The 25,491-nt window shown below is 62.4% G+C and carries 23 protein-coding genes and 1 tRNA gene; 6 read left to right on the top strand and 18 right to left on the bottom strand.

Translation table 11 applies throughout. The annotated features are described in order from the left end of the window. Window positions 1–43: 43 nt before the first annotated feature. Window positions 44–817: a GntR family transcriptional regulator gene (locus tag AU194_RS00755; protein WP_157575838.1), complete on the top strand. Its 774-nt coding sequence runs from the start codon at window positions 44–46 to the stop codon at window positions 815–817. Window positions 818–904: 87 nt separating this feature from the next. Here the strand turns inward: AU194_RS00755 and AU194_RS00750 are convergent, their stop codons facing one another. Together AU194_RS00750 and AU194_RS00745 are read right to left on the bottom strand one after the other, a co-directional pair. Then, window positions 905–1,441 carry a YbhB/YbcL family Raf kinase inhibitor-like protein gene (locus AU194_RS00750; protein ID WP_059087306.1) on the bottom strand — a complete coding sequence of 179 codons (537 nt, stop codon included), beginning with the start codon at window positions 1,439–1,441 and terminating at the stop codon, window positions 905–907. Window positions 1,442–1,469: 28 nt separating this feature from the next. Then, window positions 1,470–2,804, bottom strand: a complete 1,335-nt coding sequence (locus tag AU194_RS00745) for a M20/M25/M40 family metallo-hydrolase (protein WP_059087305.1) — start codon at window positions 2,802–2,804, stop codon at window positions 1,470–1,472. A 77-nt stretch (window positions 2,805–2,881) separates the two neighbouring features. On the opposite strand from AU194_RS00745, the gene AU194_RS00740 reads away from it, so the two are divergent. Continuing rightward, window positions 2,882–2,967 (top strand) — tRNA-Leu (locus AU194_RS00740). Here the strand turns inward: AU194_RS00740 and AU194_RS30845 are convergent. From AU194_RS30845 to AU194_RS30840, 4 genes are all read right to left on the bottom strand, one after another. Then, a complete protein-coding gene (locus tag AU194_RS30845) occupies window positions 2,949–4,595 on the bottom strand; it encodes a recombinase family protein (RefSeq protein ID WP_082698416.1) in 1,647 nt (548 codons plus the stop codon). The genes AU194_RS00740 and AU194_RS30845 overlap by 19 nt on opposite strands. Before the next feature lie 186 nt (window positions 4,596–4,781). Continuing rightward, window positions 4,782–6,287, bottom strand: coding sequence for a replication initiator (locus tag AU194_RS00735; RefSeq protein WP_012394804.1), 1,506 nt, complete (start codon window positions 6,285–6,287; stop codon window positions 4,782–4,784). After that, window positions 6,284–7,717 carry an FtsK/SpoIIIE domain-containing protein gene (locus tag AU194_RS00730; RefSeq protein ID WP_012394805.1) on the bottom strand — a complete coding sequence of 478 codons (1,434 nt, stop codon included), beginning with the start codon at window positions 7,715–7,717 and terminating at the stop codon, window positions 6,284–6,286. The genes AU194_RS00735 and AU194_RS00730 overlap by 4 nt, the downstream gene beginning before the upstream one ends. A gap of 89 nt (window positions 7,718–7,806) precedes the next feature. Further along, on the bottom strand, window positions 7,807–8,151 hold the full coding sequence (locus tag AU194_RS30840; RefSeq protein WP_011893911.1) for a hypothetical protein: 345 nt from the start codon (window positions 8,149–8,151) through the stop codon (window positions 7,807–7,809). Window positions 8,152–8,405: 254 nt separating this feature from the next. Between AU194_RS30840 and AU194_RS00725 the strand changes: the two genes are divergently transcribed. Beyond that, the gene (locus AU194_RS00725; protein WP_046190480.1) at window positions 8,406–9,209 is read left to right on the top strand and encodes an XRE family transcriptional regulator; all 804 of its coding nucleotides are present in this window, start codon (window positions 8,406–8,408) and stop codon (window positions 9,207–9,209) included. Between the two features lie 6 nt (window positions 9,210–9,215). Then, window positions 9,216–9,683 (top strand): NUDIX hydrolase, encoded by a 468-nt coding sequence (locus AU194_RS00720; RefSeq protein WP_046190479.1) that lies wholly within the window; start codon window positions 9,216–9,218, stop codon window positions 9,681–9,683. Between the two features lie 10 nt (window positions 9,684–9,693). Here the strand turns inward: AU194_RS00720 and AU194_RS00715 are convergent, their stop codons facing one another. After that, a complete protein-coding gene (locus AU194_RS00715; protein ID WP_046190487.1) occupies window positions 9,694–10,230 on the bottom strand; it encodes an HD domain-containing protein in 537 nt (178 codons plus the stop codon). Between the two features lie 354 nt (window positions 10,231–10,584). Between AU194_RS00715 and AU194_RS32935 the strand changes: the two genes are divergently transcribed. After that, window positions 10,585–11,049, top strand: coding sequence for a transposase (locus AU194_RS32935; RefSeq protein ID WP_369804010.1), 465 nt, complete (start codon window positions 10,585–10,587; stop codon window positions 11,047–11,049). Between the two features lie 139 nt (window positions 11,050–11,188). On the opposite strand, the gene AU194_RS00710 is transcribed toward AU194_RS32935, so the two are convergent. The 10 genes from AU194_RS00710 to AU194_RS00670 form a co-directional block, all read right to left on the bottom strand. Further along, window positions 11,189–12,310 (bottom strand): acyl-CoA dehydrogenase family protein, encoded by a 1,122-nt coding sequence (locus AU194_RS00710; RefSeq protein ID WP_016889182.1) that lies wholly within the window; start codon window positions 12,308–12,310, stop codon window positions 11,189–11,191. A 66-nt stretch (window positions 12,311–12,376) separates the two neighbouring features. Then, entirely contained in the window at window positions 12,377–14,002 is a 1,626-nt protein-coding gene (locus AU194_RS00705) for a fatty acid--CoA ligase (RefSeq protein ID WP_046190478.1), read from the bottom strand. 14 nt (window positions 14,003–14,016) lie between these two features. Next, window positions 14,017–14,670, bottom strand: a complete 654-nt coding sequence (locus AU194_RS00700) for a transglutaminase-like domain-containing protein (RefSeq protein ID WP_046190477.1) — start codon at window positions 14,668–14,670, stop codon at window positions 14,017–14,019. Continuing rightward, on the bottom strand, window positions 14,667–16,124 hold the full coding sequence (locus AU194_RS00695; protein ID WP_046190476.1) for a cytochrome P450: 1,458 nt from the start codon (window positions 16,122–16,124) through the stop codon (window positions 14,667–14,669). Before AU194_RS00695 ends, AU194_RS00700 begins: the two co-directional genes overlap by 4 nt. 115 nt (window positions 16,125–16,239) lie before the next feature. Then, window positions 16,240–17,775 carry an NAD(P)/FAD-dependent oxidoreductase gene (locus AU194_RS00690; protein WP_046190475.1) on the bottom strand — a complete coding sequence of 512 codons (1,536 nt, stop codon included), beginning with the start codon at window positions 17,773–17,775 and terminating at the stop codon, window positions 16,240–16,242. A 61-nt stretch (window positions 17,776–17,836) separates the two neighbouring features. Continuing rightward, window positions 17,837–18,802, bottom strand: coding sequence for an alpha/beta hydrolase (locus tag AU194_RS00685; RefSeq protein WP_059087304.1), 966 nt, complete (start codon window positions 18,800–18,802; stop codon window positions 17,837–17,839). Further along, the gene (locus AU194_RS30830; protein WP_046189499.1) at window positions 18,799–20,316 is read right to left on the bottom strand and encodes an NAD(P)/FAD-dependent oxidoreductase; all 1,518 of its coding nucleotides are present in this window, start codon (window positions 20,314–20,316) and stop codon (window positions 18,799–18,801) included. Before AU194_RS30830 ends, AU194_RS00685 begins: the two co-directional genes overlap by 4 nt. Before the next feature lie 49 nt (window positions 20,317–20,365). Next, a complete protein-coding gene (locus AU194_RS00680; protein WP_046189498.1) occupies window positions 20,366–21,865 on the bottom strand; it encodes an NAD(P)/FAD-dependent oxidoreductase in 1,500 nt (499 codons plus the stop codon). Further along, window positions 21,862–22,785: a hypothetical protein gene (locus tag AU194_RS00675; protein WP_012394817.1), complete on the bottom strand. Its 924-nt coding sequence runs from the start codon at window positions 22,783–22,785 to the stop codon at window positions 21,862–21,864. Before AU194_RS00675 ends, AU194_RS00680 begins: the two co-directional genes overlap by 4 nt. 1 nt (window position 22,786) lies before the next feature. After that, on the bottom strand, window positions 22,787–23,653 hold the full coding sequence (locus AU194_RS00670; protein WP_012394818.1) for an SDR family NAD(P)-dependent oxidoreductase: 867 nt from the start codon (window positions 23,651–23,653) through the stop codon (window positions 22,787–22,789). A 198-nt stretch (window positions 23,654–23,851) separates the two neighbouring features. On the opposite strand from AU194_RS00670, the gene AU194_RS00665 reads away from it, so the two are divergent. After that, the gene (locus AU194_RS00665; protein ID WP_046188895.1) at window positions 23,852–24,415 is read left to right on the top strand and encodes a TetR/AcrR family transcriptional regulator; all 564 of its coding nucleotides are present in this window, start codon (window positions 23,852–23,854) and stop codon (window positions 24,413–24,415) included. A 166-nt stretch (window positions 24,416–24,581) separates the two neighbouring features. Here AU194_RS00665 and AU194_RS00660 read toward each other — a convergent pair whose 3' ends face one another. Beyond that, on the bottom strand, window positions 24,582–25,451 hold the full coding sequence (locus AU194_RS00660) for a metal-dependent hydrolase (protein ID WP_012394820.1): 870 nt from the start codon (window positions 25,449–25,451) through the stop codon (window positions 24,582–24,584). Between the last annotated feature and the right edge of the window lie 40 nt (window positions 25,452–25,491).

Genomic DNA, 25,491 nt, shown 5'->3' with positions numbered 1-25,491 from the left:
GCCGGCACTGCGGCGGACCACCGTCGGCACTACCGTGAACACCATGCCTGCGCTCAGTCATGCGCACACCGCCCTGCAACGCCTCGCCGAGGAGTTGACCGCCCGCGGCGAGGCGCGGCTGCCCACCGAGCGGGCGCTGGCCGAGCGGCTGGGCACCTCCCGCACGACCGTGCGCAAGGCACTCGAACTGCTCGAGAACGACGGCACCATCGAACGGGTCAAGGGCCGCGCCGGCGGCGCCTACCTCACCGGTGTGCCCGCGCGCGAGGTGTCGCCGCGGTCGGCGCAGCCGTACTGCCGCAGCCGCGGCGTGCTGCGCAGCCTGAACACGGTCAAGGGCATCCCCGAGATCCTGCACGAACAGGGCTTCGCCGACGGCACGTCGGTGATCGCCGCGCGGATGGTCACCGCCGGGCCCGACGTCCGGGCGGCACTGGGACTGCCCGCCGGTGAGCAGGCGGTGTCGCTGCTGCGGCTGCGGCACGCCGACGGGGACACGCTGTCACTGGAACAGATGTATCTGCTCCCCGAACTCGCCGGCGTCCTGCGCACGCCGATGAGCTCGATCTACCGCACGCTGCGCACCCAGTTCGGGCTACAGATCTGCGTGGCCGACGAATCCATCGAGGTGGCGGCCGTGCCCGCGGCGGAGGCGGCGCTACTGGGCCGGGCGGCGGGTAGCCCGGTGCTCGAGGTGCTGCGGACGGGGTACGACCAGCACGGCCGCGCGGTCGAGTACTCGATCGACCTGTTCCGCGCGGACCGCACGCGCCTCTACGTGCGGTCCCAGTCGCAGATCAGCGCCCGCCCGAGGTAGCACTTGTCGCGCGAGCAGACACAGAATCGCGTGATTCGAGGCGCCGGAACGCGAATCTGTGTCTGGTCGCGAGGTAGCCCTCTCGCCCTACTTCTGCTCGTAGGTGCCGTGGATGATCGCGCGGGCGATCGCATGGCTGAACAGGTTGAAGCCCAGATACGCCGGGGTGGCGTCCTCGGGGATGTCGAGCTTCTCCACGTCGACGGCGTGCACGACGATGAAGTAGCGGTGCGGACCGTGGCCCGGTGGCGGGGCGGCGCCCACGAAGCGCTTCATCCCGGCGTCGTTGGCCAGCGTCACCGCGTCGCCGGGGAAGCCCTTGGCGCTGCCGTCACCCACGCCCGCGGGTAGATCAGTGACCGTGGCGGGCAGGTTGAACACCGCCCAGTGCCAGAACCCGGATCCGGTCGGGGCGTCGGGGTCGTAGACGGTGACGGCGAAGCTGCGGGTCTCCTCCGGGAAGCCCGACCAGGACAGCTGCGGCGACACATCGGAGCCGCCTGCGCCCATCAGCCCGCTGACCTGGTCATTGGCCAGCGGCTGGCCGTCGGTGACCGACTCGGAGGTCAGCGTGAACGACGGCAGCTCCGGAAGGAACTCGTAAGGGTTGTACGGAAAAGCCATGATGTCCTTTCGCGTGTGAGGGAACCGCTCAGCAGTGCTCGAGAAAGTGTTGCAGAACCTTCGCGCCGAATTCGAGGGCGTCGACGGGTACCCGTTCGTCGATGCCGTGGAACAGGGCGGCGAAGTCGAGTTCGGCAGGCAGCCGCAGCGGGATGAAGCCGAAGCAGCGGATTCCCAACCGCTGGAACGACTTTGCGTCGGTGCCGCCGGAGAGCATGTAGGGCACGGCGCGGGCGTCGGGGTCCAGCGCCAGCAGCGAGGCGTTCATCTGGTCGACGAGGTCGCCGTCGAACGTCGTCTCGTACGAGGGCAGGTCCCGCTCGGAGGTGCGCACCACGTCGGGTCCGATCAGCGCGTCGACCTCACGCTCGAACGCCTCCTTGCGCCCGGGCAGCACGCGGCAGTCGACCATGGCCTCGGCGGTCTGCGGGATGACGTTGGCCTTATAACCCGCCTTGAGCATGGTCGGGTTGGCGGTGTCGCGCAGGGTGGCCCCGACGATGCGGGCGATCCCGCCGAGCTTGGCGATCGACCCGTCGAGGTCCGGGGAGTCGATGTCGAACGAGTAGCCGGTCTCCTCGGCCACCGCGGTGAGGAATTGCTGCACCGTGTCGGACAGCACCAGCGGGAACTGGTGCCTGCCCAGCTTGGCCACGGCTTCGGCGACCGCGGTGACGGCGTTGTCGTCGTGCACCATCGAGCCGTGGCCTGCGCGACCGCGCGCGGTCAGCCGCATCCACGTCAGGCCCTTCTCGGCGGTCTCGATCAGGTAGAGGCGGCGTTCGCCCCCGTCGCGGCGCGGTACGGTCAGCGAGAACCCGCCGACCTCGCCGATCGCCTCGGTGACACCGTCGAACAGGTCGGGCCGGTTGTCCACCAGCCAGTTCGCGCCGTAGGTGCCGCCGTGCTCCTCGTCGGAGACGAACGCCCACACCAGGTCACGCGGCGGGACGATGCCCTCGCGCTTGAAGTGGCGGGCGACGGCGATCATCATCCCGCACATGTCCTTCATGTCGACCGCGCCACGGCCCCACACATAACCGTCGGAGATCGCCCCCGAGAACGGGTGCACACTCCAGTCGGCGGGTTCGGCGGGCACCACGTCGAGGTGGCCGTGGATCATCAGCGCACCGCGCGACGGATCGGCGCCGGGCAGCCGGGCGAATACGTTGCCCCGGTTCGGGGCACCGGCCTCGAGGTATTCGCACTCGTAGCCGACCTCGGTGAGCTGGGCCTGCACCCAGCGGGCACACTCACCCTCACCCTTGGTGGTGGCCGGGTCTCCGGTGTTGGAGGTGTCGAAGCGGATCAGCTGACTGACGAGCTCGACCACCTCATCGGCGGGTCCTGTCACAATCACCATTCGTACCAGGGACACCGGGTTTGGGTTCGGGCTGCCTCATCCGATAGCCTTAGCTGCCCGCACGGGATGCGGGACGGGTCCGAGTGGCGGAATGGCAGACGCGCTAGCTTGAGGTGCTAGTGCCCTATTAACGGGCGTGGGGGTTCAAGTCCCCCCTCGGACACGTCCGGCGACACGACTTAAGTCGGCAGTCGCCGTGACTCGCTGAAGATGCGGGTCGTAGTCGAGGCGCAGGCCCAGGCTTGCGTATACCTGAGCGCGTTCCGCCCCGGTTGCCTCACCAAGCACTGCTGACAGCCCGCCCAATTCCTCAACCAACTCGCTGATTTGTGCGGCAGTCATGACGCGAGGTCGCTCCGCTTGCTCAAGACGGACCTTCAGCTCGTCGCGCTCGGCGGTGCGGCGGCGCAATGCAACAGTCAAATCCTCAACGGCCACACCAGACTCCACGGCGGTAACCAGAGCAGCAACCTTCGCATTCGCCTCGCTGAGCTGGCGCTGCAAGGCCGCGTAGCCAGCCCCTGCTACCGGGTCCGCGTCTTGCCCGCGTGCCAAGTCGGCCGGATCGGCCAGGGTGGCGATCCATTCGTCAAGTCGCGCAGTCACCTCATCTTCACGGAGGTAGACGGTGCGCGGGTGATCACTCAGGTCCGCGGGTACCGAACGCGACTTACCGAGCTCACAACGGTAGAGGATGCGTGTTGTTCGCTTCCCGACGCGGGCAGCGCCCTGCATCCGCCGTCCACATGCGGCACAGAACAGCAGCCCACGCAGTGCATATGGCACTGTTGACTCTCTGCTGCAAACAAGACCGGGACCCCGCCGCGCCTGCATCCGAAGACGGACAGCCTGCGCTAGTTCGTCACGGATCAGCGCTTCATGCGTGCGGCGTTCTGGTGCGATCCAGTCGGCCTCATCACGCCACCGCATACGAGTCTCATACCCCGCAGCGACATCATCGGGGTTGACCAGAACCTCGTATTTCTCCTGCTTGCCCCAAACACGGATACCGCGGTACGCCGGGTTGTCGAGTATCGCGCGGATCGCCGAATGGGACCATCCTCGTGGGTCACGATGCCGATTCCGTGCCGGGTCGTACTGGCTCGGTGACGGTACACCATCGTCGGTGAGCAGTTGCGCGATATAGCGCAGGCCCGCTCCGTCGGCGTACATGCGGTAGATCCGCTCGACGACCGAAGATGTCGCGGGGTCGGGTTCGAGGCGGTGAAGCCGCTGCCCAAGATTGGCCTTGGCAGGGTTTGGATGCGGGCCGGCATCGACGAGCCGGTAACCGTAGGGTGGTCGACCACCGAGATATCTGGCGGTGTCCTGCGCGAGTGCTGACATCGCCGTACGGACGCGCATTTGGATTCGAGCGCGCTCTCCCTTGCTCATGCCGCCGAACAGAGTCATCACCAGGTCGTGTGCCTCGGAGCCGGGATCGACCGCTCCGCCGACCTCGGGTACCCACAGGCCAACTCCGTAGTGCGTGAGGACAGGGAAGGTGAGCGCGAACTGCGGCCCGTAGAACGCACGGGCGGGTTCCCCAATCACTACGGCATCAAAGCTACGGTCCCGACAAGCGACATCAGCAAGCAGACGTGACGCCTCTGGCCTGCGCTTCCACGGCAGTGAACGGCTCTGTCCCACATCGAAGTAGTCGGCGGCGATGAATCCGCCGTGCGGAGTGATCAGGTCCATGGCACGCCGCTTCTGCCAGCTGCGGCTCGCCTCCGGGTCTTGAGCGTCCTCCGTGCTCACTCGGCCATAGAAGGCGAACCTCAGGCTCACGCCACTCCCCTCCCTGATCCAAGCATCCGGTCCCGCACAGCCATTATCACGTGTACCAGCGCGCGGTTGGCCTCGGACGGAAGTCGATATTGGTTGGGCACAACAATTTCAACACCCCCCTCTGACACCGTCGGCGCATCGGGACGAGCGTCACACCCGGAGCGAGCACGTGCTGCTCGGGACCTGTCAGCCATCGCTTCCCCCTGGCGGATCCCATTGTTGATTGCGGGCTTGGCCACGGACTTCGATCAGTCCGATGCGGCGGGTGTGGATGTGTTGGACGGCCGCGGAGTAGATGAGGGTCCGGTCGCCGAGGCTGGTGGGGCCGGCACGATCGAATTCCCATGCCACCAGATCATCGCCATCGGTGGAGTCGAGGCCGAGATCATGTTGGTGCGCAGTGCTTTTTAAACGTTGTTCACGGGTCCAGGCCGCGCGACGTTCGCGCAGCGCGGTCATCGTGGTGGAATAGCGGCGGGATTTGCTGGTGATGTGGCCCCGGTAGCCCAGGGTGTGCAGCCACCGACCGACACCGGCCAGTCCCTTATCGGCGAGTTGGCTGATGGCGGTCAGGATCGCCCGAACGTGGTCGCAGACATCGAGGTCAGCGATGGCCTCGGTGGAGATGCGTCGCGCGCTGATCCCGACGTCAGCTAAGGATTTGGTGACGTATTTCGCGAGGTAGCGAGCTACGCGGCGGCCTGGAAGAACCCCGCCGTGTGGTGAATCCTCCTGCACAGCAGAGCCGTCCGTGCCGGCGTGCCGGTTGTCGATGGGTTGGGTGTCGACTTGTGTGCCGAACCTGATCACCCGTGTCGCTGTATTTGAGGATGAGTCGGTGACCGTCACGGCCACGGTTCGAACGGCCTGTTGGATGATGGTGGCCAGTTCGGTTGCCGCAAGGGGCGCATGCCAGTCATGACCGCCAGAGTCATCGCTGTCGGGCGGGTCGAGGCGGATCAGGGCATGAATGTGCGGGATGAGCCGGGCTTGCAGTTCGACGACTTTGATGAAGCTGACCTGCACCGCATCCGGGTCGGCGCCCGAAGCGCGTAGCTCTCGGCGCAGTGTGCGTCGCAGGGTGATGGTGAAGCGTCGCCACAGTTCGGGCAGGTGCCATGTGAACAGGACATGCCCGGTGTAGTCGTAGCAGTCCGCGCAGATCGGCTGTCCCGCATAGATATCACCTTCGCCGTGGGTTGTGCTGCACCACAGTGGTTTTCCATGCGGGCAACGGCGGTAGCCGCCAGTGTGGTGGTGGTCGCGACACACACGCTGCTTCTTGTCGCCTGCACGCGCGGCGGCGTGAACAGGCCCGTAGCTAGGTGCGGTGAGGGTGACGAACACCTGCGGACGATCGGCCACTGCTGCGGGGATGTTGTGGTGGCCGCCGGCGGTGCCAGCGTGCACGAGCTGCCACGTGTCGCGGGCGTACAGGTCTGAGCACGATGGGCATACCTGAGCGCGGCGGTTGTTGCACCGTGTCCACACCACCCGATCGCGGCCTATCTCGTCGGTACCTCTGAGTTGGATGGGGTGGGCGCAGAAGCCAACAGATTCCGCGCGCCGCCACCACGATTCGAACCCCGTCGAGGACGCGCGGCGCACCATCTGATCCACCACCGCATTGGTGTCGATCGAGCCGGGAACCCCGGGCAACACCAGCGTGGGGGCTGTCGTTGCAGTAGTCACCGTTGACCCCGGGCGGTGTCGGTGCGCCCGCTGTTGGACTGGTTGGTTCGGGTCGCGGCACGAGGTGGCCGGAATCGTGCTGCCAGAGTGGCGATGTCGTGGTCGGCGACGTGAAATGCCCGTACCCGCACCGGTTGGGCCGTGCCATCGATCATCATGTAGCCCACACCGGGAGTGGTGTCGGGGATGTGATCGCAGTCGGCCCCCGCGTCGCGGGCGCCCTGGCCCAAAACCATGGTGGTTTGGGTGGCTTCGGTCAACCGCAACCCGATTCGCACGGTAAACAGCTGCCGCACCGGCAGGGTGTCTTTGGCCGGATCTTGCACCGCTGCCACCACCGAAATGCCGACGGCCCGGCCTTGGGAGAGCAGCAGGCCCAACAGCTGTTCAATTTCGCTGCGCACCTTGCGGTCGGTCACATACGCAGTCAGCGCGGCGATCTCATCGATCACCACCACGAATAACGGCTCAGTCGGAGTCGGGGTGTGCATGCGCGTCTTGCCCCGTAACCGATTGGCGCGGGCGTGCATCACCTCCACTAGTTGCCGCAGCAGGTACAGGGTGGTGCCAGTGGCGTCGTGGGTGAACACCGTGAACATGGGTGCTCCGGCGCCCAGTTCCATGCCGCCTTTCGGGTCGATGACGCAGAGCCGCACTTGTCCGGTTTTCACGGCGGGGGCGAGGCCAGCGATCAGTGACCACAACACTGAACCTTTCCCCGCGCCGGTCGCGCCAGCCACGAGCAGGTGGTGGCCAAGCAGAGGTAGGTGCCACCAGTGGCGGGTTTCGGTGATCCCGACCCGCACCGACCCCACATCCACCGCAGTCGCCGTCGTGGGCATGGGCAGGGCAATCGGGTCGGCCAGCACGTCGCCGCGCATCAGGGTGATGCGTAGCTCTCCGGGCGCGGTCGCGCGGATGGCGATCCGGTCGGCACGCCAGGCGGCGGCTAGCGCCTCCGATTGCTTGTGCCAATCAGCCAGGGAGTGGCCGGTGACCACTCGCAGCGCCAGGACGTCGGTCGTCTTGCCGATGCGCACCGACTGCAAGGTCGGCACCAAGGTGCGTTCGCCAAGTGTGGCGGTCAGGCCGTGCAGGGTGCACACCGATTGCCAGGTGCGGGTGTAGCGCGACCAGGTCAACCAGCGCCGCCGCACCGGCTCGGTGACCCATCCGTGAAACGATCGCGGGTCCAGCCACGCCCAGCCCGCATACGCGGCAGCGAAAGCAATACCGATGATCAGACCCGCGCGTGAGCCATGGGTAATGGCCATCGCCACGCTGGCGATGATCGGGATGCTGATGGCCGGGAACAGGACCGCCCACCACAGCAGATACCCGGCCGCTTTGAACAGTGAGAGGATGAGGTCGGTGATCCAGTCGTCGTCGTTGGATTGAGAGTTCTTGCTGTTTTTGTAGTTTGATGCCATGACAGGCGTCCCTCTGGTGAGTGAATGGTCGATAGCAGCTCACGTGCTGGGGCGCGACACCCACGAGCGCCGCGCCCCAGCAAATGGGGTTATTTCTGCGCGCGGGACGCTTGATCGCTCGGCGCAGCCGCGGGGTTGGTGGGGGTGATGGCGTCGGCACGGAACGCCACGCCGCTGCGATCACCTTGAGCCCAAGGGATAGCAACCAGACCCGCGACTGAAACAGGTTGGGTGACTGTCACTTTCGGATCCCCGGCGACGGTGACGTTGAGCACTTCACCACCGGTGTCATCCAACGCCAACAGCTGCGCGGCATACAGTGGCACGCCGGTGGCGGTGTCCACTTTTGGGCTGCCGGTCTCGAAGTTCAGCCGCGGCTCGGCCGCTCGGGTGACGATGAACCGTGTGCCTGATGTGTCGATCCTTAAACGCATTGTCCCGCTGTTCCTTTCGTGATCTGTTTGCGCCCGTTGCGGCGCTGGGCTCAGTTCACGTGGACATCGCGGACGTAGCGAGGGACGTTGGCAGGCATTGCCGACACTGCCGCAGACATTTCGGACACGACAGGGACATGCCCGTGGGCATCGGACGGGCATCACCGCCGCGGGGCGGCGGCAGTCGCATGGCAAACTAGGAACCACGCGCTGAGGATGGACAGGGATGACACGGAAAGATGTGCGCTGAGACGATGGGCGATCAGGACGGCGACGCCGAGGCCGCCACGATCCCCAACGATCGCCTCACCCAACGGCTGCACGCCAAGGGACTCTCCCCACAGAGGTTCGCCACTGCGGTGGGCGTGGATATCAAGACGGTGCGCCGCTGGCTGGCCAACATCGACTACAACGTCCGCGAGGACAACGCCCGCCGCGCCGCTAAGCTGCTTGGCTGCACACCGCACAACCTGTGGCCCAACCAGTATCCTGCCCCTACCGCGAGCGCGCTGGCGACGACGTCGCTGGGTGGTCCGTTCACCGCGACGCTGTATGCCAGCCGCACCCAGTTACCGATCACTGCATGGCAGCAGCATTTCGCCGGCGCCACCACCGGCATCGACATCCTCGTCCTGGCGGCGACGTTCCTGTTCGACACCCTCGACGGATTCCTCGACACCCTGCTCGACGCCGCCGCCCGCGGCGTTGCGGTGCGGTTTCTCGTCGGTGACCCCGACACGCCCACCATGATCCTGCGCGGCGAGGAGGAAGGCATCGGCGAAGCCGTCATAGCCCGCTGCCGCACCTCCGTGGAACTACTCGCCCCGCATGCCGGCACACCGGGCCTGGACATTCGCACCCACGACACGATGCTGTACACGTCGATCTTTCGGGTGGATGACGCCATGATCGTCAACTTCCACATCTACGGCTCACCCGGGCGCAACAACCCGGTGCTGGCGCTGTCGCGCCACCACGAACCCCGGCTCTGGGCCACTCTCGAACAGGCCTTTACCCAGGTCTGGGACCACGCCACACCCCTGACCGCGAAAGGCTGACCCTCGATGCGCATCGACTACTACAACGACCCCAACGCTCCGGCACCTAACAGTGTCGTCCCGTCGGCTTCGGCCATCGTCACCGACGAACACGGTCGTATCCTGCTGATCAAACGCCGCGACAATACGCTGTGGGCGCTACCGGGCGGCGGACACGACATCGGCGAAACCATCGCAGACACCGCCGTGCGCGAGATCAAAGAGGAGACCGGTCTCGACGTCGAAGTCACCGGCCTGGTCGGTGTCTACACCAACCCTCACCACGTCGTCGCGTTCACCGACGGTGAAGTCCGCCAACAATTTTCCCTGTGCTTCACCGCCACCGTGCTCGGCGGTGAGCTGGCCATCGACCACGAAAGCACCGACATCGCCTGGACTGCCCCCGACGACATCCCCAACCTGGACATGCATCCGTCGATGCGTCTGCGAATCGAGCACTACCTGCAGCACCGCGACCGCCCCTACCTCGGCTGACCTACGGCTGCTACAGCCAATGGCGTACCCGCCGCACCGCCGCCAGCAGATCCTCGCGGCCCGCACCGACCGCTCGATGCACCGGATCCTCGGGCCCATAGCGCGCCAACACGTCACCCAGTCGATCCTGCGGCGATATCGGCGACCCGTCGGGTCCGGTCGTTAGATCACAATAGTTCAACGCATCCAGAACATCGCTGGGCGGCTCGCCGAACTCCGATAAACCCGACAGGCCCCGCTCGGAGGCTTCCACGCGCGCTCCGGTATGAAACGCCACCAAGGAGGCGACCATCTCCCCAAAGCCGGCCGATCGGACAAACTCCGCGCCATCGAGCGGATGAAACCCACTTTGGCGCACCGATGGTGCGTAGCCGATATCGTGCAGCCACGCCGCCGCCACCAGACAGTCCGCTGTCTGCGCATTGAAACGCCGAGTCAGCCGCTCGGCAGTCGTCGCGACACCCCGCACATGCGCCAGCCGCCGAGGCTGCCCCGCCAGCCGTGCCTCGGCCTCTCGCCGTGCACGCTGCGCCAGCATCCCGCTCACAACCGCCATCCTACGAGTCCCATCGCCATGGCGCGGACCCGCAACTGATGCTCAGCGGAGCCCGGGCCGCCATAGCCCGCGAGGAACCGGCGGCTACCTGCGGGCTTCGCTACGCTCCCTCTGCTCCCGTCCGCTGGCGCTCCCGTCCGCGCCGCTCGCTACGCTTCGCCCTCCGTCCGCCGCCACACAAGCTTGCACACGACGACGAGCGCTGTACATCTCAACGGCCACGGCATCCTGGCACCACGACAAGCCAGGACTCCTCGCTCCTCGCCGCATCGAGACGCCGCGGGCAGCAGGCGCGACCAACGCCCGCCTGACCGCCGCTGGCCTGCGATGTGAGAACTTTCTTTACTGCTATCAAGTCGATGGCGGCACGTTGCCACCAGCTCGACACCGCAGCCGCCCGACTCGAACGCCACGTCGACACCATCACCGCCACCGCCGCACCCGAGCTACAGCGTCGGGCCCGACACCGCTGCCACGCTGCTGACCGCCCTCGGCGACAACCCCGCTCGGATCAGCAGCGACGCCGCTTTCGCCAAACTGTGCGGGGTCAGCCCACTGGAAGCCTCCAGCGGCAAAACGATCCGCCACCGGCTCAATTGGGGAGGCAATCGCGACGCCAACCGTGCCCTGCACGTCATCCTGGTGGTGCGCATGCGCCGTCACCAGCCCACCCGCGACTACTTCGTTCACCGCCTGGCCGAAGGCAAAACCAAGAACGAGATCATGCGCTGCATCAAGCGTTACATCGCCCGCGAGATCTACCATGCCCTCCGCCAACCCAGCAGAAGAACCAACGAACTCATTGCCTGAAGATAGGAGCATCTGGTATCAACTCCCGAAGGGCACCCGATCCGCAATGTCCACCCATTTCGTGGCGATATGGCACCTCTGTAGATGCCATCAATCCTCCTCCCAGGTGAGTAATGTGCAGGTGGCTAATCGTTCAGGGTCATAGGGAACGCGAGATGATTTCCTTCATCACCTCATTTGTGCCGGCGTAGATTTTCTGCACGCGCTGGTCCACCCACAATCTCGAGATGGGATACTCGGTCATGTACCCATATCCGCCGTGGAGCTGCAAACAGTCATCGAGCACCTTCATCGCTCGCTCAGTGGTCCACCATTTCGCCATGGCGACGGTCTGGACGTCGAGTTGGCCCGCGAGGTGTAGGTCGATGCAGTAGTCCAAAAATACTCGTGCGATGCGCGTTTCGGTTGCAGCTTCGGCCAAGATGAATTTCGTGTTCTGAAAGCCGAAGACGGGCCGTCCGAACGCTTCCCGCTCACGGGTGTATTTGAGTGTCTGCTCCACGGCAAGTTCCATCGCCGCGACCGCCCCAACCGCGACGATGAGCCGCTCTTGAGGTAGCTGCGTCATCAGCTGAATGAAACCCTGACCCTCGGTCTCGCCCAGGAGGTGCGAGCGGGGAACTCTTACGTCGTCGAAGAACAACTCGGAGGTGTCTTGTCCGCGTTGGCCGATTTTGTCGAGGACCTTGCCGCGCCGGAATCCGGGTCGATCGGCTTCGGCGACGATCAGCGAGATGCCGGCGGCGCCCTGACTTGGATCTGTCTTGGCGACGACGATGATCAGGTCGGCTTGCTGACCGTTGGTGATGAAGGTCTTTGCGCCGGTGATCACGTACTCGTCACCGTCAAGAATTGCTTTGGTCTTGACACTCTGCAGATCAGAACCGGTCCCTGGCTCCGTCATGGCGATAGCACCGATCATTTCGCCTGAGGCCATCTTGGGCAGCCACTGCCTCCGTAGTTCTTCGGCCGCGTACTGGAGGATGTAGTGCGCGACGATTCCGCTGTGCAGCCCTGCGCCCCATGAGCTGTCCCCGACTCGGGCTTGCTCTTCGAGTACGACGGCTTCGTGCGCGAATGTGCCGCCTCCCCCGCCGTATTCTTCGGGTATGGACATGCAGAGCAGGCCTAGTTCGCCGGCTTTGTGCCACAATTCTCGGTCAACTTGGTGCTGGTCTGCGAAACGTTGCGCATGTGGTGCCAATTCGGTCGAGAAGAACTTCGCGGCAAGGTCACGAAGCTCGAGCAATTCGGCGCTCATCCAGGGAGAAATTGATGCTGTCACAGGATTCCCTCTCGGCTGTTCAATATCAATGGGTTTGATTTCTTAGGACGTTTCGATCTGATACTCGCCGGCGGAGTGACGCGCGCGTATGGCCTTCTTGTCGTATTTTCCGACGCTTGTTCGAGGAATCTCAGACACGAAGCTCCACCGCTTCGGGATCCACCACTTGGCGACCTTGTCCAACAGAAACGCGCGCAGTCGGTCGATGTCGACCTCGGCTCCACGGTGAACCACGACCAGGGCGAGCGGTCTTTCCTGCCATTTGTCGTCGGGAACTGCCACCACCGCAGCCTCGTAGATCGCCGGGTGACCAATCAGCGTGTTTTCCAGCTCGACTGAGGAGATCCATTCTCCACCTGACTTGATGACGTCCTTCCCACGATCGGTCAGCGTGAGATACCCGTCCGGGTCGATCCGGCCGACGTCGCCGGTGCGCAGCCACCCTCCGTCGAACTTGTCCGGATCATCGTCGCCGAAGTAGGCGCCGGTGATCCACGGGCCTCGCGCCTGTATTTCACCCGCTGATCGACCGTCCCACGGCACTGTCTTCTTGTGGTCGTCACGCAACCGGATCTCGACACCGCACATCGGCCGACCCTGGCTTTCGCGCATCTCCCACGCACGGGTCTCGCCTACTCCGTGCGCTGCGCGTGCGACGGTAGCCAGCGGCGAGGTTTCGGTCATGCCCCATGCCTGCACGATAGGCACGTTGTACTTGTCTTCGAATGCCCGCATCAGCGAGACGGGGACTGCCGATCCGCCGCAGGCAACCAGCCGAAGTGAGGAGATGTCCCGGGCGGGATTCGATTCCAGGTATCGATCGACATCGTTCCAGATCGTCGGCACTGCACCGGCGATAGTCGGCTGAGTCTCTTCGATGATCGACACCAGCGGCGCGGCTTGCAGATGGCGATCGGGTAATACCAAGTCCGCACCAGACATCAACGCCGCGTAGATCAGTCCCCACGCATTGGCGTGAAACATCGGGACAATGGCCAGGATACGGTCGGCCTCGCTCACTGCCAGGGCGTTCGACGTGCAGGCGGTCAGTGCATGTAGGTAGGTCGAACGGTGGCTGTAGACAACACCTTTGGGATTTCCAGTAGTCCCGCTGGTGTAGCACATGGCCGCGGCGGAACGCTCATCGATCTCGGGCCAATCGAAAGTCTCCGGTTGCTGCGCCAGGATCTCCTCGTAACGCAACACCGTCTTCCCGCATCGCTGCAGCGGAGCGAGGTCGCCGCCCCCGGTGGCGATGACCGTATGCACCGACTCCATCGCTGGTAGCGCACTAGCCAACAATGGCGCAACCGACGCATCCACCAGGATGATCTGATCGCTGGCATGGTTGGCGATGTACGCGAGTTGCTCTGGAGCCAAACGAATGTTGAGGGTGTGCAGCACCGCGCCCATGGAGGGAACCGCGCAGTAGGCCTCGAGATGTTCTTGGTTACTCCACTGAAAAGTGGCCACCCGTTGATCTGCCGTTATTCCGAGCCCGCGCAACGCATTGGCAAGTCGGCCCGCTCGCCCCAGGACGCTACGGTAGGACATACTTCGGTATCCAATTCCGTCGGGGGTGATCACCTCGCTGTTTCCGTGAATGGAGGCGGCATGGCGGACAATTGCCGAGATTGTGAGCTGGACGTCTTGCATCGTGCTGTGCATTACGCATCGGCCCTTCAGGCGAACAGGTCTGGATGGCGACTCGCATCGCCTATGAGCGTCCCGTAGTGGGTTCTGAGCGCTTGCAGGATCTCTGCCAGCGGTAGATCGTCGAAGGCGCCTCGATCCCTCAGATATTCCATGTGTTGTGTGCCGTCACCGGCGAACCCGTGCAGCAGGGCGTCTGTGCGCCCGTCGAAATCAATTGGCGGGACGCCGAACCGTGCGCATAGCTCGCGATTGAACGCCGGAGTTGCCTTGACCCAGACACCGCAGAGATGCATGAGGCTGTATCCGTGGTAGACGAAGACGTCGGTACCGCCCATCCGCTCACGCAATGTCTCGGTCTGAAGGTGGTTTCGGACATCGGCGAACCCCAGCCGCGCTGGGATGCCTGCTGCTCGGCAGGCCGCCGTCAAGAGCACCGCCTTCGGGACGCAGTAAGCGCGGTCTGCAGTTGCGATGGTGCTGGCGCGATACGCATGCGGGTCATCGGTCACGGTGTAGGGGTCATACCAAATCGAGTCGCGGACCGCAGTGAAGATGGCTATGGCCTTCATGGTGTCGTCGACCGCGCCGCGGGTCGCCGATGCAACGAAGTCGCGTACCGATTCATGTTGCCAATCGAGGAACTCCGTGGGCTCCAGGTAAGGCGAGTTCTCACCGCTCATCGGTGCCGCAACGTCACAGGCAGTCCGTCCACGGGAATGGGCAGCGAGGTGTTGTCCCAACGCACGTGATAGTCGTTTGGGACCGTCCAAGCGTAGGTACGCAACATCTGGTGCAGGATTGCCTTCACCTCGAGTGTGCCGAACTGCATCCCAATGCATTTGTGCGCCCCCCCGCCGAACGGCACCCAGGCGAATCGGTGCTGTTGGTCCTCGCGCCGGGGCTCATCGAAGCGCGACGGATCGAAACGGTCCGGGTCGCTCCATATTCTGCGGTCGAAGTGATTTACGGCGGGTGTGATTGCGCACAAGGTTTCACGGGGGATGTGATAGCCGTCGATGGCGACATCACGGACGGTCTTGCGCATCACCAGCGGAACGGGCGCCAGCAGACGCAGAGCTTCTTTGAGGATCAGATCGAGGACCGTCATCCGCTCCAGTTCGTCGATATCTGGCGAATCGTGACCGAAGGACCGCGCCTCCGCCGCTGCCTTCTCCTGCCACTCAGGATGTTTAGCGAGGAAGTAGGTGACAGCAGTGGTGGTGATCGTGGAGGTGTCATGGGCGGCCATCATGAGAAAGATCATGTGGTTGATCACATCCTCGTCGGAGAACCGTTCACCGTCTTCTGTGGTCGCCTGGCAGAGGGCGGCGAATAGATCGTCGGTCTCGCCTGCACGCGCGGCCGGCAGGTGTCGGGAGAAGTAGTCCTCCAACACGCGCCGCCCATGCACGCCGGCGCGGAACCTGGTGCCCGGGAGTGGAACTCGCACAAAGGAACTCGCCGCGCGAACAGTGGACACGAACGCCTCGTTGACAGCAGCGCTCTCGTCCTTGCCGCGGCCACCCATGAAGACATCCGTGGCAATATCGAGGGTGAGATTCTTCAACAACGGGTAGATCCGGACCGACGGACCGGTCGGCCACGCGGGCACGGCTGCGCGAACGCACGGGGCCACCTGCCCGACATATCCGGTCAGGCGAGGACGCGTGAACGCCTCCTGCATGATGCGCCGGTGCATCAAATGTTCGTCGAAGCTCATGAGCATCAACCCGCGATGGAAGAAAGCATCGATCAGGAAGGACCAGCCATCTTGAGAAAAGGCCTTGGCTTCGCTTGTGAACGCCTCACGCGTTGCGTCTGGACCGGCGATGACCACCATTTTGGTACCGAATGCGCCCATCCACGACACCGAGCCCAAACGTTCGTAACGCTCCCGACTGAATTCTGAACCAAATCGGATGTAGTCGACAGTGTGCCCCAGCAACGGGAGTCCAGCGTCCCCTAGGACGGCTCTCAGCCCAGATCCGGCGGGGGCCGGCGCAAGTTCCCGGACTCTCCAGTCCCGACTCCACTGTCGCCATTTGTCATCGACGACGCGGGGGGCGGGCGCCAACAGGACAGACGTCAACCGCTCCTTGGGGTGACGCGTGATTGCGAGAAGCTGATTAGCCACGATGCCTCCTGGGCGCTCTGCTGCACGGATATCTGGTAGTAGTTTACATAGATGTGCTGAATGTCAATATTCGAACAGTTAACAGTGAAATGTTAGACACCGCCTGCGACCCGGATCATCTGCGCAGCCTCGCGCGGTTCTCACTCGGGCCGTCTAACTGAAGGCGTTCAACGTGCCTGAATAGATAATCGTGACTGCGTGGTTTGCGGGTGAGGATCCGGTAGGCAAATGTAGGCCCAGGCCAGTTCGTCGGGATCGCGCCACTCGAGGTCGTGTACCAGCTCGCGCAAAGCGCCCACACCGACCTTCGCAGCCGCCGGCTCAATCGTGTGTTGTAGCTTTGCTCGATGTCTGGCCTGACGTCGACCGTACGCCCTGGGTCACTCGCCAAAATCTTGATGAGGGCACCGACATAGCGGACCTGAGACTCGATCATGTAAATGATCGACCCGGAACCGACATTCGTGTTCGGGCCATAGAGGAGAAAGAGATTCGGGAACATCGGGACTGTAATGCCCAGGTATGCGTGCGCCTGCGTCCCCCACACCTCGTCCAGAGTCACTCCGCCCCAGCCGCGAACACGCATCGGGGCGAGGAAGTCGGTAGCGCGGAAACCTGTTCCGTAAATGACGACATCCGCGCGATGGAGTACGCCATCGTCGGTCACGACTCCCTTGTCGCAAAGCTTCGCAACCGCGTTGGTCACCAACGAGACTTCACCGTTGGCAATCGCGGGGTAGTAATCATTCGAGAACAACACCCGCTTGCACCCCGGCGCATCTGATGGCGTGAGTTGCCGGCGCAGCATTGGATCGGCAACCTGCCGATGGAGGTGGTAGCGGGCGACCGCGCCGAGAATGCGTGACAAGGGCTTCGCGTCGACCAACGTCACTGCGAGCACTTCAAAAATCAGCCATACCGCGAAACGCTCAAGACGCAGCCACAGCGGCAGAACCTTAATCAGCTGTTGGTGAAGACGTCCGTACCTGCTGTCCCACTTCGGCAAAATCCAAGGCGCCGTGCGCTGATACAGCGTTACGCGCTGTGCCTCGTGTGCGATCCGTGGCACAAACTGTATCGCGCTTGCGCCTGTCCCGATGACGGCTACTTCCTTGCCGCGCAGCGATACCGAATGGTCCCAACGCGCCGAATGAAAACGCGGCCCCTCGAAGGTGTCTTCGCCGGCAATATTCGGCGTATGAGGTCGCGAGAGCTGCCCCACGGCCGAAATCACGACATCGCACCAGATCGTCTCGCTGGATCCGGTCACCAAACGCCAACGGCCGGCCTGTTCATCGAAGGTCATCTCGACGACTTCGGTCCGCGTGCGCAGCTGCAGGTCCATTCCGTCGGCCAGGACGAGTCGGCGAAGATATTGGAGTATCTCGGGCTGTTCTGCATAACGTCTCGACCAACGAGTGTTGGGCTTGTCCGAGAGTGAGTACAACGCTGACGGCACGTCGCAAGCCGCTCCTGGATAGGTGTTGTCGCGCCAGACGCCGCCGATGTCTGCAGCCTGTTCCACCATGGTGAAGTTGGTGAATCCGTCTCTCTTCAGCTGATGGGCCATGGCGATACCCGCGACGCCGGCCCCGATGATCACTATCGACGGATCGTGTCCTCGGGGATCCCTCGCAAAGCCGCCTGTCATGAGACAGCTAAGAAGCAGTTGATGGCGCGGTGGCAGTGGAGCATCCACGGTCCCAACACTTTCACCGGTGGGCCGAAGCTTTCAGGAAGTTTCCAGCGCGGTGGATCGCCTCACGAGCCTCGGGCAGGATTCGGAACATGGCTTGGAACACGTGGATCTGTCCCCGGTACACCTGTATCTCAACGCTTGATCCGGCCGATCGGAGACGGTCGGCAAGATGCCTCGAGTCATCGATCAACATTTCTCTTCCGCCTACCTGAATCAGGATCGGTGGCATGGACCTGAGGTCTGCGTCGAGCACGCTGAGTCGCTCATTGCGGTGATCTGCACCAGCCACGTACAGGTCAAGAGCGCGGGCCGCGGACCGAGCAGAGGCGAAAGGATCACGGCGGCGAAGTTCGCGTGCCCTCGCGAGTTCACATGTCAGATCCAGGACCGGAGACATGAGAAGCATCGAATCCGGCAGCGGCAGTCCGTCACTACGTGCGCCAAGGGCGGTGGCCATCGTGAGCTGGCCGCCCGCCGAGTCCCCGGCCACCGCAACACCGCGTTCGCCGGAAGCCGATGGCTGCCCGGTGACGAGCCAGCGGTATGCGTTCAGTGCATCGTCGGCGGCAGCGGGAAAGGGATAGCGTGGAGCTAGCCGATACCTCACGGCAAAGATGGGCCGACCGCTCGCGGAGGCAAGTTCACCGAGCAGGCCGCGGTGGGTAGCCGGTGAGCACATGGAGTAGGCGCCGCCATAAATATAGAGCAACGGAACCGCGTGTGGATCGACCGCAGGAGAAGTGATCCAATCCCCGCGTATCTGATTCCCGGCGAACTCGGTATCTATTGTGCGAACCGCCACGCTTCGGCGGGGCCGCGATCCCACAAGCGCCATCCGGAGTACGCGATCCATCACCGCGAGGCCGTGGGCGCTCGACGGGATGAGTTGCGACAGCGGACGCAGTGTGTTTCGCGAAGTCATTGCCACGAAATGACTTGCAAGACTGGGGCGCCGGTCCGCCGCATCAGTGTTGGTCACCGTGCGCCAACGGATTCTGCGCGACGTTCAAATCGGTAATCGGAGAGCCGGAAGGTGCGGCTACGCCAGTAAGTCTCCAGGGTAGTTGACGGACGCAACGGAACATCGCCGTGTTTGTCGAAATAGTAACTGTTGGCATTGGAACAGCTCGGCTGCCAGAAAACCTGTCGATGTCGGCGGCTAATCATGTCACCGAAGTAGCGGTCGTTCGCCTGCTGTCTGACCTCTACGTGATCAGCCTTCAGCGTGCGCGCACGACGAAGACAGCGGACGATATGCCGACTTTGCGCCTCGATGAGTGTGAAGTACGAGGAGCCGTTGTAACCATAGGGGCCGAAGATATTGAAGTGATTCGGGAACCCTGGGACGCTCACACCCTCGAAGGCTTGGAGGCGGTGCTCATCCCACCAAGCAGACTGCTCCACTCCACCGCGTCCCTTCAGCACATAAGTCGGCATATTGCCCGACTCCATCACTTTGAACCCGGTGGCCAAGACCATGACATCGATCGGATAATTCTTGCCATCTTCAGTGTGAACCGAGGCATGGTCGACATGGGTGATGCCGCTGGTCTCGAGCGAAACATTGCGACGGTTGTACGTCGCGAGATAGGAATTGTGGAAACTCGGTCGCTTACAACCCAACGAATAGCGAGGAATGAGTTGGTCTCGAGTCACCGGATCATCGACCGCCCGACGCATATAGCGTTTCGCCGCCTCTTCCATGAGATCCGACACAGGGATCAACGAGTGAAAATGAGCTGCGATGGGAAATGTGAACTCGACGAACACCTGACTCGCAGTGCGCGTCATCAGCTGTGCCCCCGGCACCAACCGCATCACTGTCGCGGCCCAGCTCGGTATGGAGAAATCCGGCTTCGGCAAGCAGTAAATCGGCGTTCGCTGGAATACCGTCAGACTTGATGCGATCTTCGCGACTTCGGGAATCAGCTGCACCGCAGATGCCCCAGTCCCGATCACCGCCACCCGCTTACCGGTGAGATCTTTCGTATGGTCCCATCTGGCCGTATGCAGCGTCACGCCGGCGAAGTCGCGCACTCCTGGAATATCAGGCCACTTCGGCCGACTGAGGACGCCAGAGCAATTTATCACAAAACGCGCGGTCAGATTCTGACCAGAGGAGCAGCTCAGCCGCCATAGTGCTGCGCATTCGTCGAAACAAGCCTCGTCCACAGTCGTGTTGAACCGGATGTAATTTTGGAGTCCGTATTTTTCTACGCACCGCTCTGCATAAGCCTTCAGCTCATTCCCGTGAGCATAAGTTCGTGACCAGGATGTTCGCATCTCATAAGAGAACTGGTAACTATAGGACGGAATATCGACCGCTATTCCCGGATACGTATTCCAGTGCCATGTACCGCCGACGCCATCGGCTTCATCGACTACCAGAAAATCCGTAAATCCGGCCTTCAACAGGCTGATCGCTGTACCAATCCCAGAAAACCCGGCTCCGACTATTGCAATTTCGTAGTGCTGCCCAGACTCAGAACCCATTACTTCCTCACGTGCGCTTCGATGTCCAACCTATATCCGCTGCTTCGGTTCAGCGTGTTTGTGTCAACTTCAGGTCAGCATCGTCACGCCGAGTGATCTCGTAATCGCGCATATCCAGACGGGACAGTTCCCTAATGAACTGAGTCGCAAAGCCGGGATACATCGTGCCGTTATAGCCATCCTCCGTCAAATACCAGCTGTTGCAACCCGAGTTCCATGTGGTGCGCCGTAACCGCCGCTGAATATTGGAGTGGTACGCGTTTTGGCTATTCTCTTTCACATCCAGGGTATGGACTCCGTTGCCTTGGTCGCGCAAGAGCTCGATTGCTTTTACGATGTAATCGATTGCCGCCTCCATATATAGAAGAGCGGAGTTGTGGCCAGGACCGGAATTAGGCCCGAAAGTGAAGAACAAATTCGGATAGCCGGCCACACTCACGCTCTTGTAGGCAAATCTCCCCTCAGACCACTCGTCTTCGAGTTTTCGCCCGTCGCGCCCCCGGATCGGAAATGGCGTACCGCGTTTACACACATCGAAGCCTGTCGCGAATACTATGCAGTCCACCTCATGCTCGATGCCGTCGGCGGTTCGAATTCCGTTCGGAGCCAGTGTGGCGATCGGCCAGCTGACGAGTTTGCAGTTATCGGCCTGGAGCGCAGGGTAATAGTCGCTAGTCATAAGCATGCGTTTGCACCCAGGTCTGAACTGCGGCGTTAGTTGACGTCTCAACCAGGTGTCCTTCACCTGCCGACGCAGATTCGCCTTTGCGACCGCTTGGATGACAGATGTTGCAGCGGTATCCCAAACCATGCCCACGGCCATGACCTCATGCGCCCAAAACCACGCACCTCGTAGGGCCTGTTCGGTTGCCGGCGTGCGCTTGAAAGTCGAACGCGCCCAGGCCGGATGCCGGAAATTGACCCTCGGTAGCACCCAACCGGGCGTCCTCTGAAACACCTTGACCGACGCCGCCAACCCGACTAATTCGGGGATGATCTGCACAGCGCTCGCCCCGGTCCCGATAACCGCCACCCTCTTACCGCTCATGTCATAGGAGTGGTCCCACCGAGCACTGTGAATCTTTTTCCCCTCGTACGACTCGATGCCACGAATATCCGGGAAACTGGCGTCAGCAAGTGGTCCGCTAGCCATCACGACTGAACGGCCCCGATACCGCCTGCCGCCGGTCGTGTCGACAACCCACTCTCCGGCATCCTCGTCGAATTCCAGTGCACTCACGTCCGCACCGAAATGAATGAACCTCCCAAGATCGTATTTCGCGACAATCGCGTCGATATAGGCGAGGATCTCTGCGCTCCCCGAGTATGCGCGAGTCCAGCCTGGGTTCGGCTCGAACGAGTAGGAGTACAGCAATGACGGAATGTCGCAGGCGGCGCCGGGGTAAGTGTTGTCACGCCAGGTGCCCCCGACGCGATGTGATCGCTCCAAGATGACAAAGTCGTTAACGCCCGCTTGAAGCATTCTCATCGCCGTACCGATACCCGCGAAGCCGGCGCCGACGATCAAAGTCGTTACCGTGTCCGTCATTTAGCGACCGGTTCATAGGTCAGTTCATCCGTCCATGAAGGCGGTCGCCCGAGTACTTGCACGGGGAAGATGTCGATCGCATTGCCTAAGCGCTGGGAAACGAAGTGAAGGGGTTGGGACCGCTTGATCGAGGAGGACATGTGGGCCTTCAAGATGTGATATCCAGGCACCCTCCGCGTGTGCTCACTGCGGTCCCCGACATTGCCATATCGCGTCACCGCGTTGTACAGCTTCTCTTCGGATAGCCCCATCGCGTTGAGATTCATCAACATGCGCGTGAGAAGCGGTATATACAGCAACGCGCCAGTGAGAATACGGGGGTCCATCACAGCGCCGACCGTTTGGATTGCATGGATTCGCATGGGACTGGCGCCGAGGTCATTCAGGACTTGAAAACCTACTGCAAGGTGCCGCGATTCGTCGCTGTTGACCTTATTGAATACTTCCCCGCAAATTGGGTCGTCGACCTCATCAAGGAGAAATTTCAGCAGGGCCCCGTCCAGCGCGGTCTCCAGTGCGGGAATCGCGGCGCCGATGACAGTCAGAGGAAGAGCCTCAGCGTACCGATCTAGCCACTCGATCACGAGACGGATGTTCTTATTCGGTACAGGCTTTTCGCCTTCCTCGATCATGCCCCAGCGACGCATCAGAGCAAGTTCGGCGTTGGCGTGACGCTGCTCCTCGGCGTGAAAGTAACGGTAAATGTCTCCGAGCGCTTCGAAGGGCGCCTTCGGGGCCATCGCAGCAAAGGCGCGCGCTCCGACATGCTCAATCCACACCACGTCGGACATGAATTGCTTGAGTTTGGGACGCTGTTCGTCGGTGATCAACTCCGCACCAGGGGCGCCCCAATCGATATCGGCGAGAGCCCATTGCTTGTTCTTGATCGTCTCGAGCATGTCGCTATATGCGAACGCCATTTCACTGCTCCCTCTGTTCGGCTGGATCGTTCCATGAGGCCACGCGCTCCACCAGCCCCAACGCCCGCGTAAACTGACCGGGTAAAGCTCTTTTCAGTTGCCACAAAATTTTCGCGTCCAGTTGGGGCACTACATAGATTTGTCCGCGATCGTGCGCGTTCAAGGTCGTTCGAGCCACTTGATCCGGCGAAATGCCGGTCCACCTCATCAGGTTGGTCGCGAGTTTCGCCGCCGACTCCTCAATCTGAGGATTTTTGGCGATGTTCGTCTTGACGAAGGTGGGGCAAAGCACTGTGACATTGACGTTAGTACCGCTCAGTTCGGCCGCCAAGGTCTCGGACAGAGCGAGCACTCCGGCCTTACTCACGTTGTATGCCCCCATTCGGGGCGCCGAGCCGAAACTCGCGGCGGACGCCACATTGATCACTCCGCCACGGCCGTTGCTCCGGAGCCGGGGAACGAAAGTCTCGCACCCGTAGATAACACCCCAAAGGTTGACAGAAATCGCAGCGTTCCAGTCCTCGACCGACGTAGCGCCGATGCGATTGCCGCCCGCACCGATTCCGGCGTTGTTGATCACCAGGCTCGCCGCCTTGCCAAACCAGTCTTCACTGGCATCAGCGAGGTTACGGACCTGCTCAAGGTCGGTGACGTCGCATACGACGTCGAAACCCTCGCCGCCGGCCTGCCTCACCAACTCGGCCGACTCTTTCGCAGTGATGGGGTCTTTGTCCGCACACACAACACGTCCACCTCGGCGTGCAAGCTCAACGGCGAACGCGCGGCCGATACCGCTCCCTGCGCCTGTGACTACTGCGTGGGCGCGGTGGGTTCTACCTGGTGAACTACCGAACGGCAAGAACCTCATCTGCTTGCCTTTCGGATCGCGACACTGATTTCCGGTGCGGGAGACCATTGATTTGGGGGCATCAGCCACCATTGGTGTCGCATGCCACCAGTTTGGTCGTGAGCCCGACGTTTTGTCAAGATGTTTGATGTGCGGTCGAGAAACACGCGCTGGGGTGGTCGGACCGGTGCTGAGCGTCGAGCAGAGCGACGGCAGCAATTGATCGAGGCTGCGACCGAGATTTGGAGTGAGAGCGGTTGGGCCGCAGTGACTATGCGCGGCGTGTGCGCCCGGACAGGGCTCAACGATCGATACTTCTACGAGGACTTCAAGACGCGCGAGGATCTTCTCGTCGCAGCGTGGGATGGCGTTCGCAATGACATGCTCGGCGAGGTTTCCGCGCTCTTCGACGAGCGTGTGGATCGGCCGCCGATCGAAACCATCACCGCGGCGATCGCCATCGTGGTCGACCGGATCGCACGCGATCCTGGCCGGGCGCACATCCTCCTCGCTCAGCATGTAGGTAGCTCACCGCTGCAAGATCGCCGCGCTGTGGCGCTGCAGGACGCAACGCAGTTGGTCGTCGAGGCAAGCCGGCCACATCTCAGAGAAGACGCCGACGAGACGGCCCTTCGTATGGACACTTTGGTTGCGGTGGGGGGGTTCGTCGAAGTCATCACGGCCTGGCACTCCGGTTTGCTCGCGGTGACCGAAAAGGAAGTGGTCGCGCACACGAGCCGACTGGCTGAAACCTTGGCTCAACGCTACGTCGTCAGCGGCTGAGGCTTAACCTTTCCGTGAGTTTCGAGGCCGACTGCACTTGTCTGTATGACTGTCGCCTTGACCCGCCACCGGGCATCCAATCCGTGACGACAGGCGCGCTGTCGCTTGTTTGGAGGAACGACGCAGAAACAGTGTCTTTCTGCGTCGCCCTCCTCACGCACTTTTGCTACCCCGGCTGAGCGATGACCTTCTGTGAGCCGTCTTGGTCGAACAGTTCCTTGCTCCATCGCTCCAGGACCGCGGTGCTGTCCCAATCATCAGGGTGGAAGCCGGGGCGGTTGTACGAACGGAATCGCTGCAGCGCATCGGCGGTGAACATCGGGGTGCGACTGAAGCGACGTAGGCTACGCACCAACGTGACCGGGTTATACGAGGCCTTGTCAGAGGCCATCGACAGCGCAGTCTGCAGAATGAGTTCGCCGAACAGAATTGCAGAGGCGATCCGCATGCCCCGTACGCGGGTGCGCTCGGTGCCTCCAATCAGCCGATAGGCGTCGAAGGCGACGGCTTTGTGCTCCGACTCCTCGAACGCATGCCACAGCAGAATCGGTCGAACCTCTGTCTGTCCGATGAGCTTCTGCGCGTCATCGCTGGTGAGAATGATTTCAGCGAGCGTCGCGGTGTAGTGCTCCAATGCAGAGGTCATCGACAGCCGCATTTCTGGCGAAAAGCGCCGCTCCAATCGCTTGATCAGGCGTGCGACGTGGCGGTCGATCCGCGCGGTCGGATAACCCATGGCCTGGAGCCGTTCGTTGAGGAGCCGATGCTGGTGTCGGTGTGTGGCCTCTTGCCCGATGAAACCCTTGACCGCTGTCAGCAATTGGGGATCGTCGATGGAACTCTGGAAATACTTGACCGAGCGGATGAAGAAGTCTTCCCCTTCCGGGAAGGTCGCAGAAAGCACCGAGATGAAATGGCTCATCACCAGGTCGCCATCCACGAAGTGTCGCCGCTTCGTGGAGGTGGGCATGGGGAAACGAACGCGCCGGGGTTTTGGCAATACACGGCTCTTGGTCGAGGCTCGATCTTCCGGCATCTTGACGGGGTCCTTCCTCCGTTGCGTGATCTGACTTTAG

It is taken from the genome of Mycobacterium sp. GA-2829 (genome assembly GCF_001499965.1).
In the GTDB taxonomy this organism is placed as follows: domain Bacteria; phylum Actinomycetota; class Actinomycetes; order Mycobacteriales; family Mycobacteriaceae; genus Mycobacterium.
The sequence above is the reverse complement of the archived record's forward strand: the minus strand, read 5'-3'. Positions and strand labels throughout refer to the sequence as shown.

Excerpts from the sequence above, each read along its gene's own strand:
- AU194_RS00755 (WP_157575838.1), top strand. The coding sequence starts at position 44 with ATGCCTGCGCTCAGTCATGCGCACACCGCCCTGCAACGCCTCGCCGAG.
- AU194_RS00750 (WP_059087306.1), bottom strand. The coding sequence starts at position 1,441 with ATGGCTTTTCCGTACAACCCTTACGAGTTCCTTCCGGAGCTGCCGTCG.
- AU194_RS00745 (WP_059087305.1), bottom strand. The coding sequence starts at position 2,804 with ATGGTGATTGTGACAGGACCCGCCGATGAGGTGGTCGAGCTCGTCAGT.
- AU194_RS00730 (WP_012394805.1), bottom strand. The coding sequence starts at position 7,717 with ATGGCATCAAACTACAAAAACAGCAAGAACTCTCAATCCAACGACGAC.
- AU194_RS30840 (WP_011893911.1), bottom strand. The coding sequence starts at position 8,151 with ATGCGTTTAAGGATCGACACATCAGGCACACGGTTCATCGTCACCCGA.
- AU194_RS00725 (WP_046190480.1), top strand. The coding sequence starts at position 8,406 with ATGGGCGATCAGGACGGCGACGCCGAGGCCGCCACGATCCCCAACGAT.
- AU194_RS00720 (WP_046190479.1), top strand. The coding sequence starts at position 9,216 with ATGCGCATCGACTACTACAACGACCCCAACGCTCCGGCACCTAACAGT.
- AU194_RS00710 (WP_016889182.1), bottom strand. The coding sequence starts at position 12,310 with ATGAGCGCCGAATTGCTCGAGCTTCGTGACCTTGCCGCGAAGTTCTTC.
- AU194_RS00705 (WP_046190478.1), bottom strand. The coding sequence starts at position 14,002 with ATGCACAGCACGATGCAAGACGTCCAGCTCACAATCTCGGCAATTGTC.
- AU194_RS00700 (WP_046190477.1), bottom strand. The coding sequence starts at position 14,670 with ATGAGCGGTGAGAACTCGCCTTACCTGGAGCCCACGGAGTTCCTCGAT.
- AU194_RS00690 (WP_046190475.1), bottom strand. The coding sequence starts at position 17,775 with ATGACAGGCGGCTTTGCGAGGGATCCCCGAGGACACGATCCGTCGATA.
- AU194_RS30830 (WP_046189499.1), bottom strand. The coding sequence starts at position 20,316 with ATGGGTTCTGAGTCTGGGCAGCACTACGAAATTGCAATAGTCGGAGCC.
- AU194_RS00680 (WP_046189498.1), bottom strand. The coding sequence starts at position 21,865 with ATGACGGACACGGTAACGACTTTGATCGTCGGCGCCGGCTTCGCGGGT.
- AU194_RS00675 (WP_012394817.1), bottom strand. The coding sequence starts at position 22,785 with ATGGCGTTCGCATATAGCGACATGCTCGAGACGATCAAGAACAAGCAA.
- AU194_RS00670 (WP_012394818.1), bottom strand. The coding sequence starts at position 23,653 with ATGAGGTTCTTGCCGTTCGGTAGTTCACCAGGTAGAACCCACCGCGCC.
- AU194_RS00660 (WP_012394820.1), bottom strand. The coding sequence starts at position 25,451 with ATGCCGGAAGATCGAGCCTCGACCAAGAGCCGTGTATTGCCAAAACCC.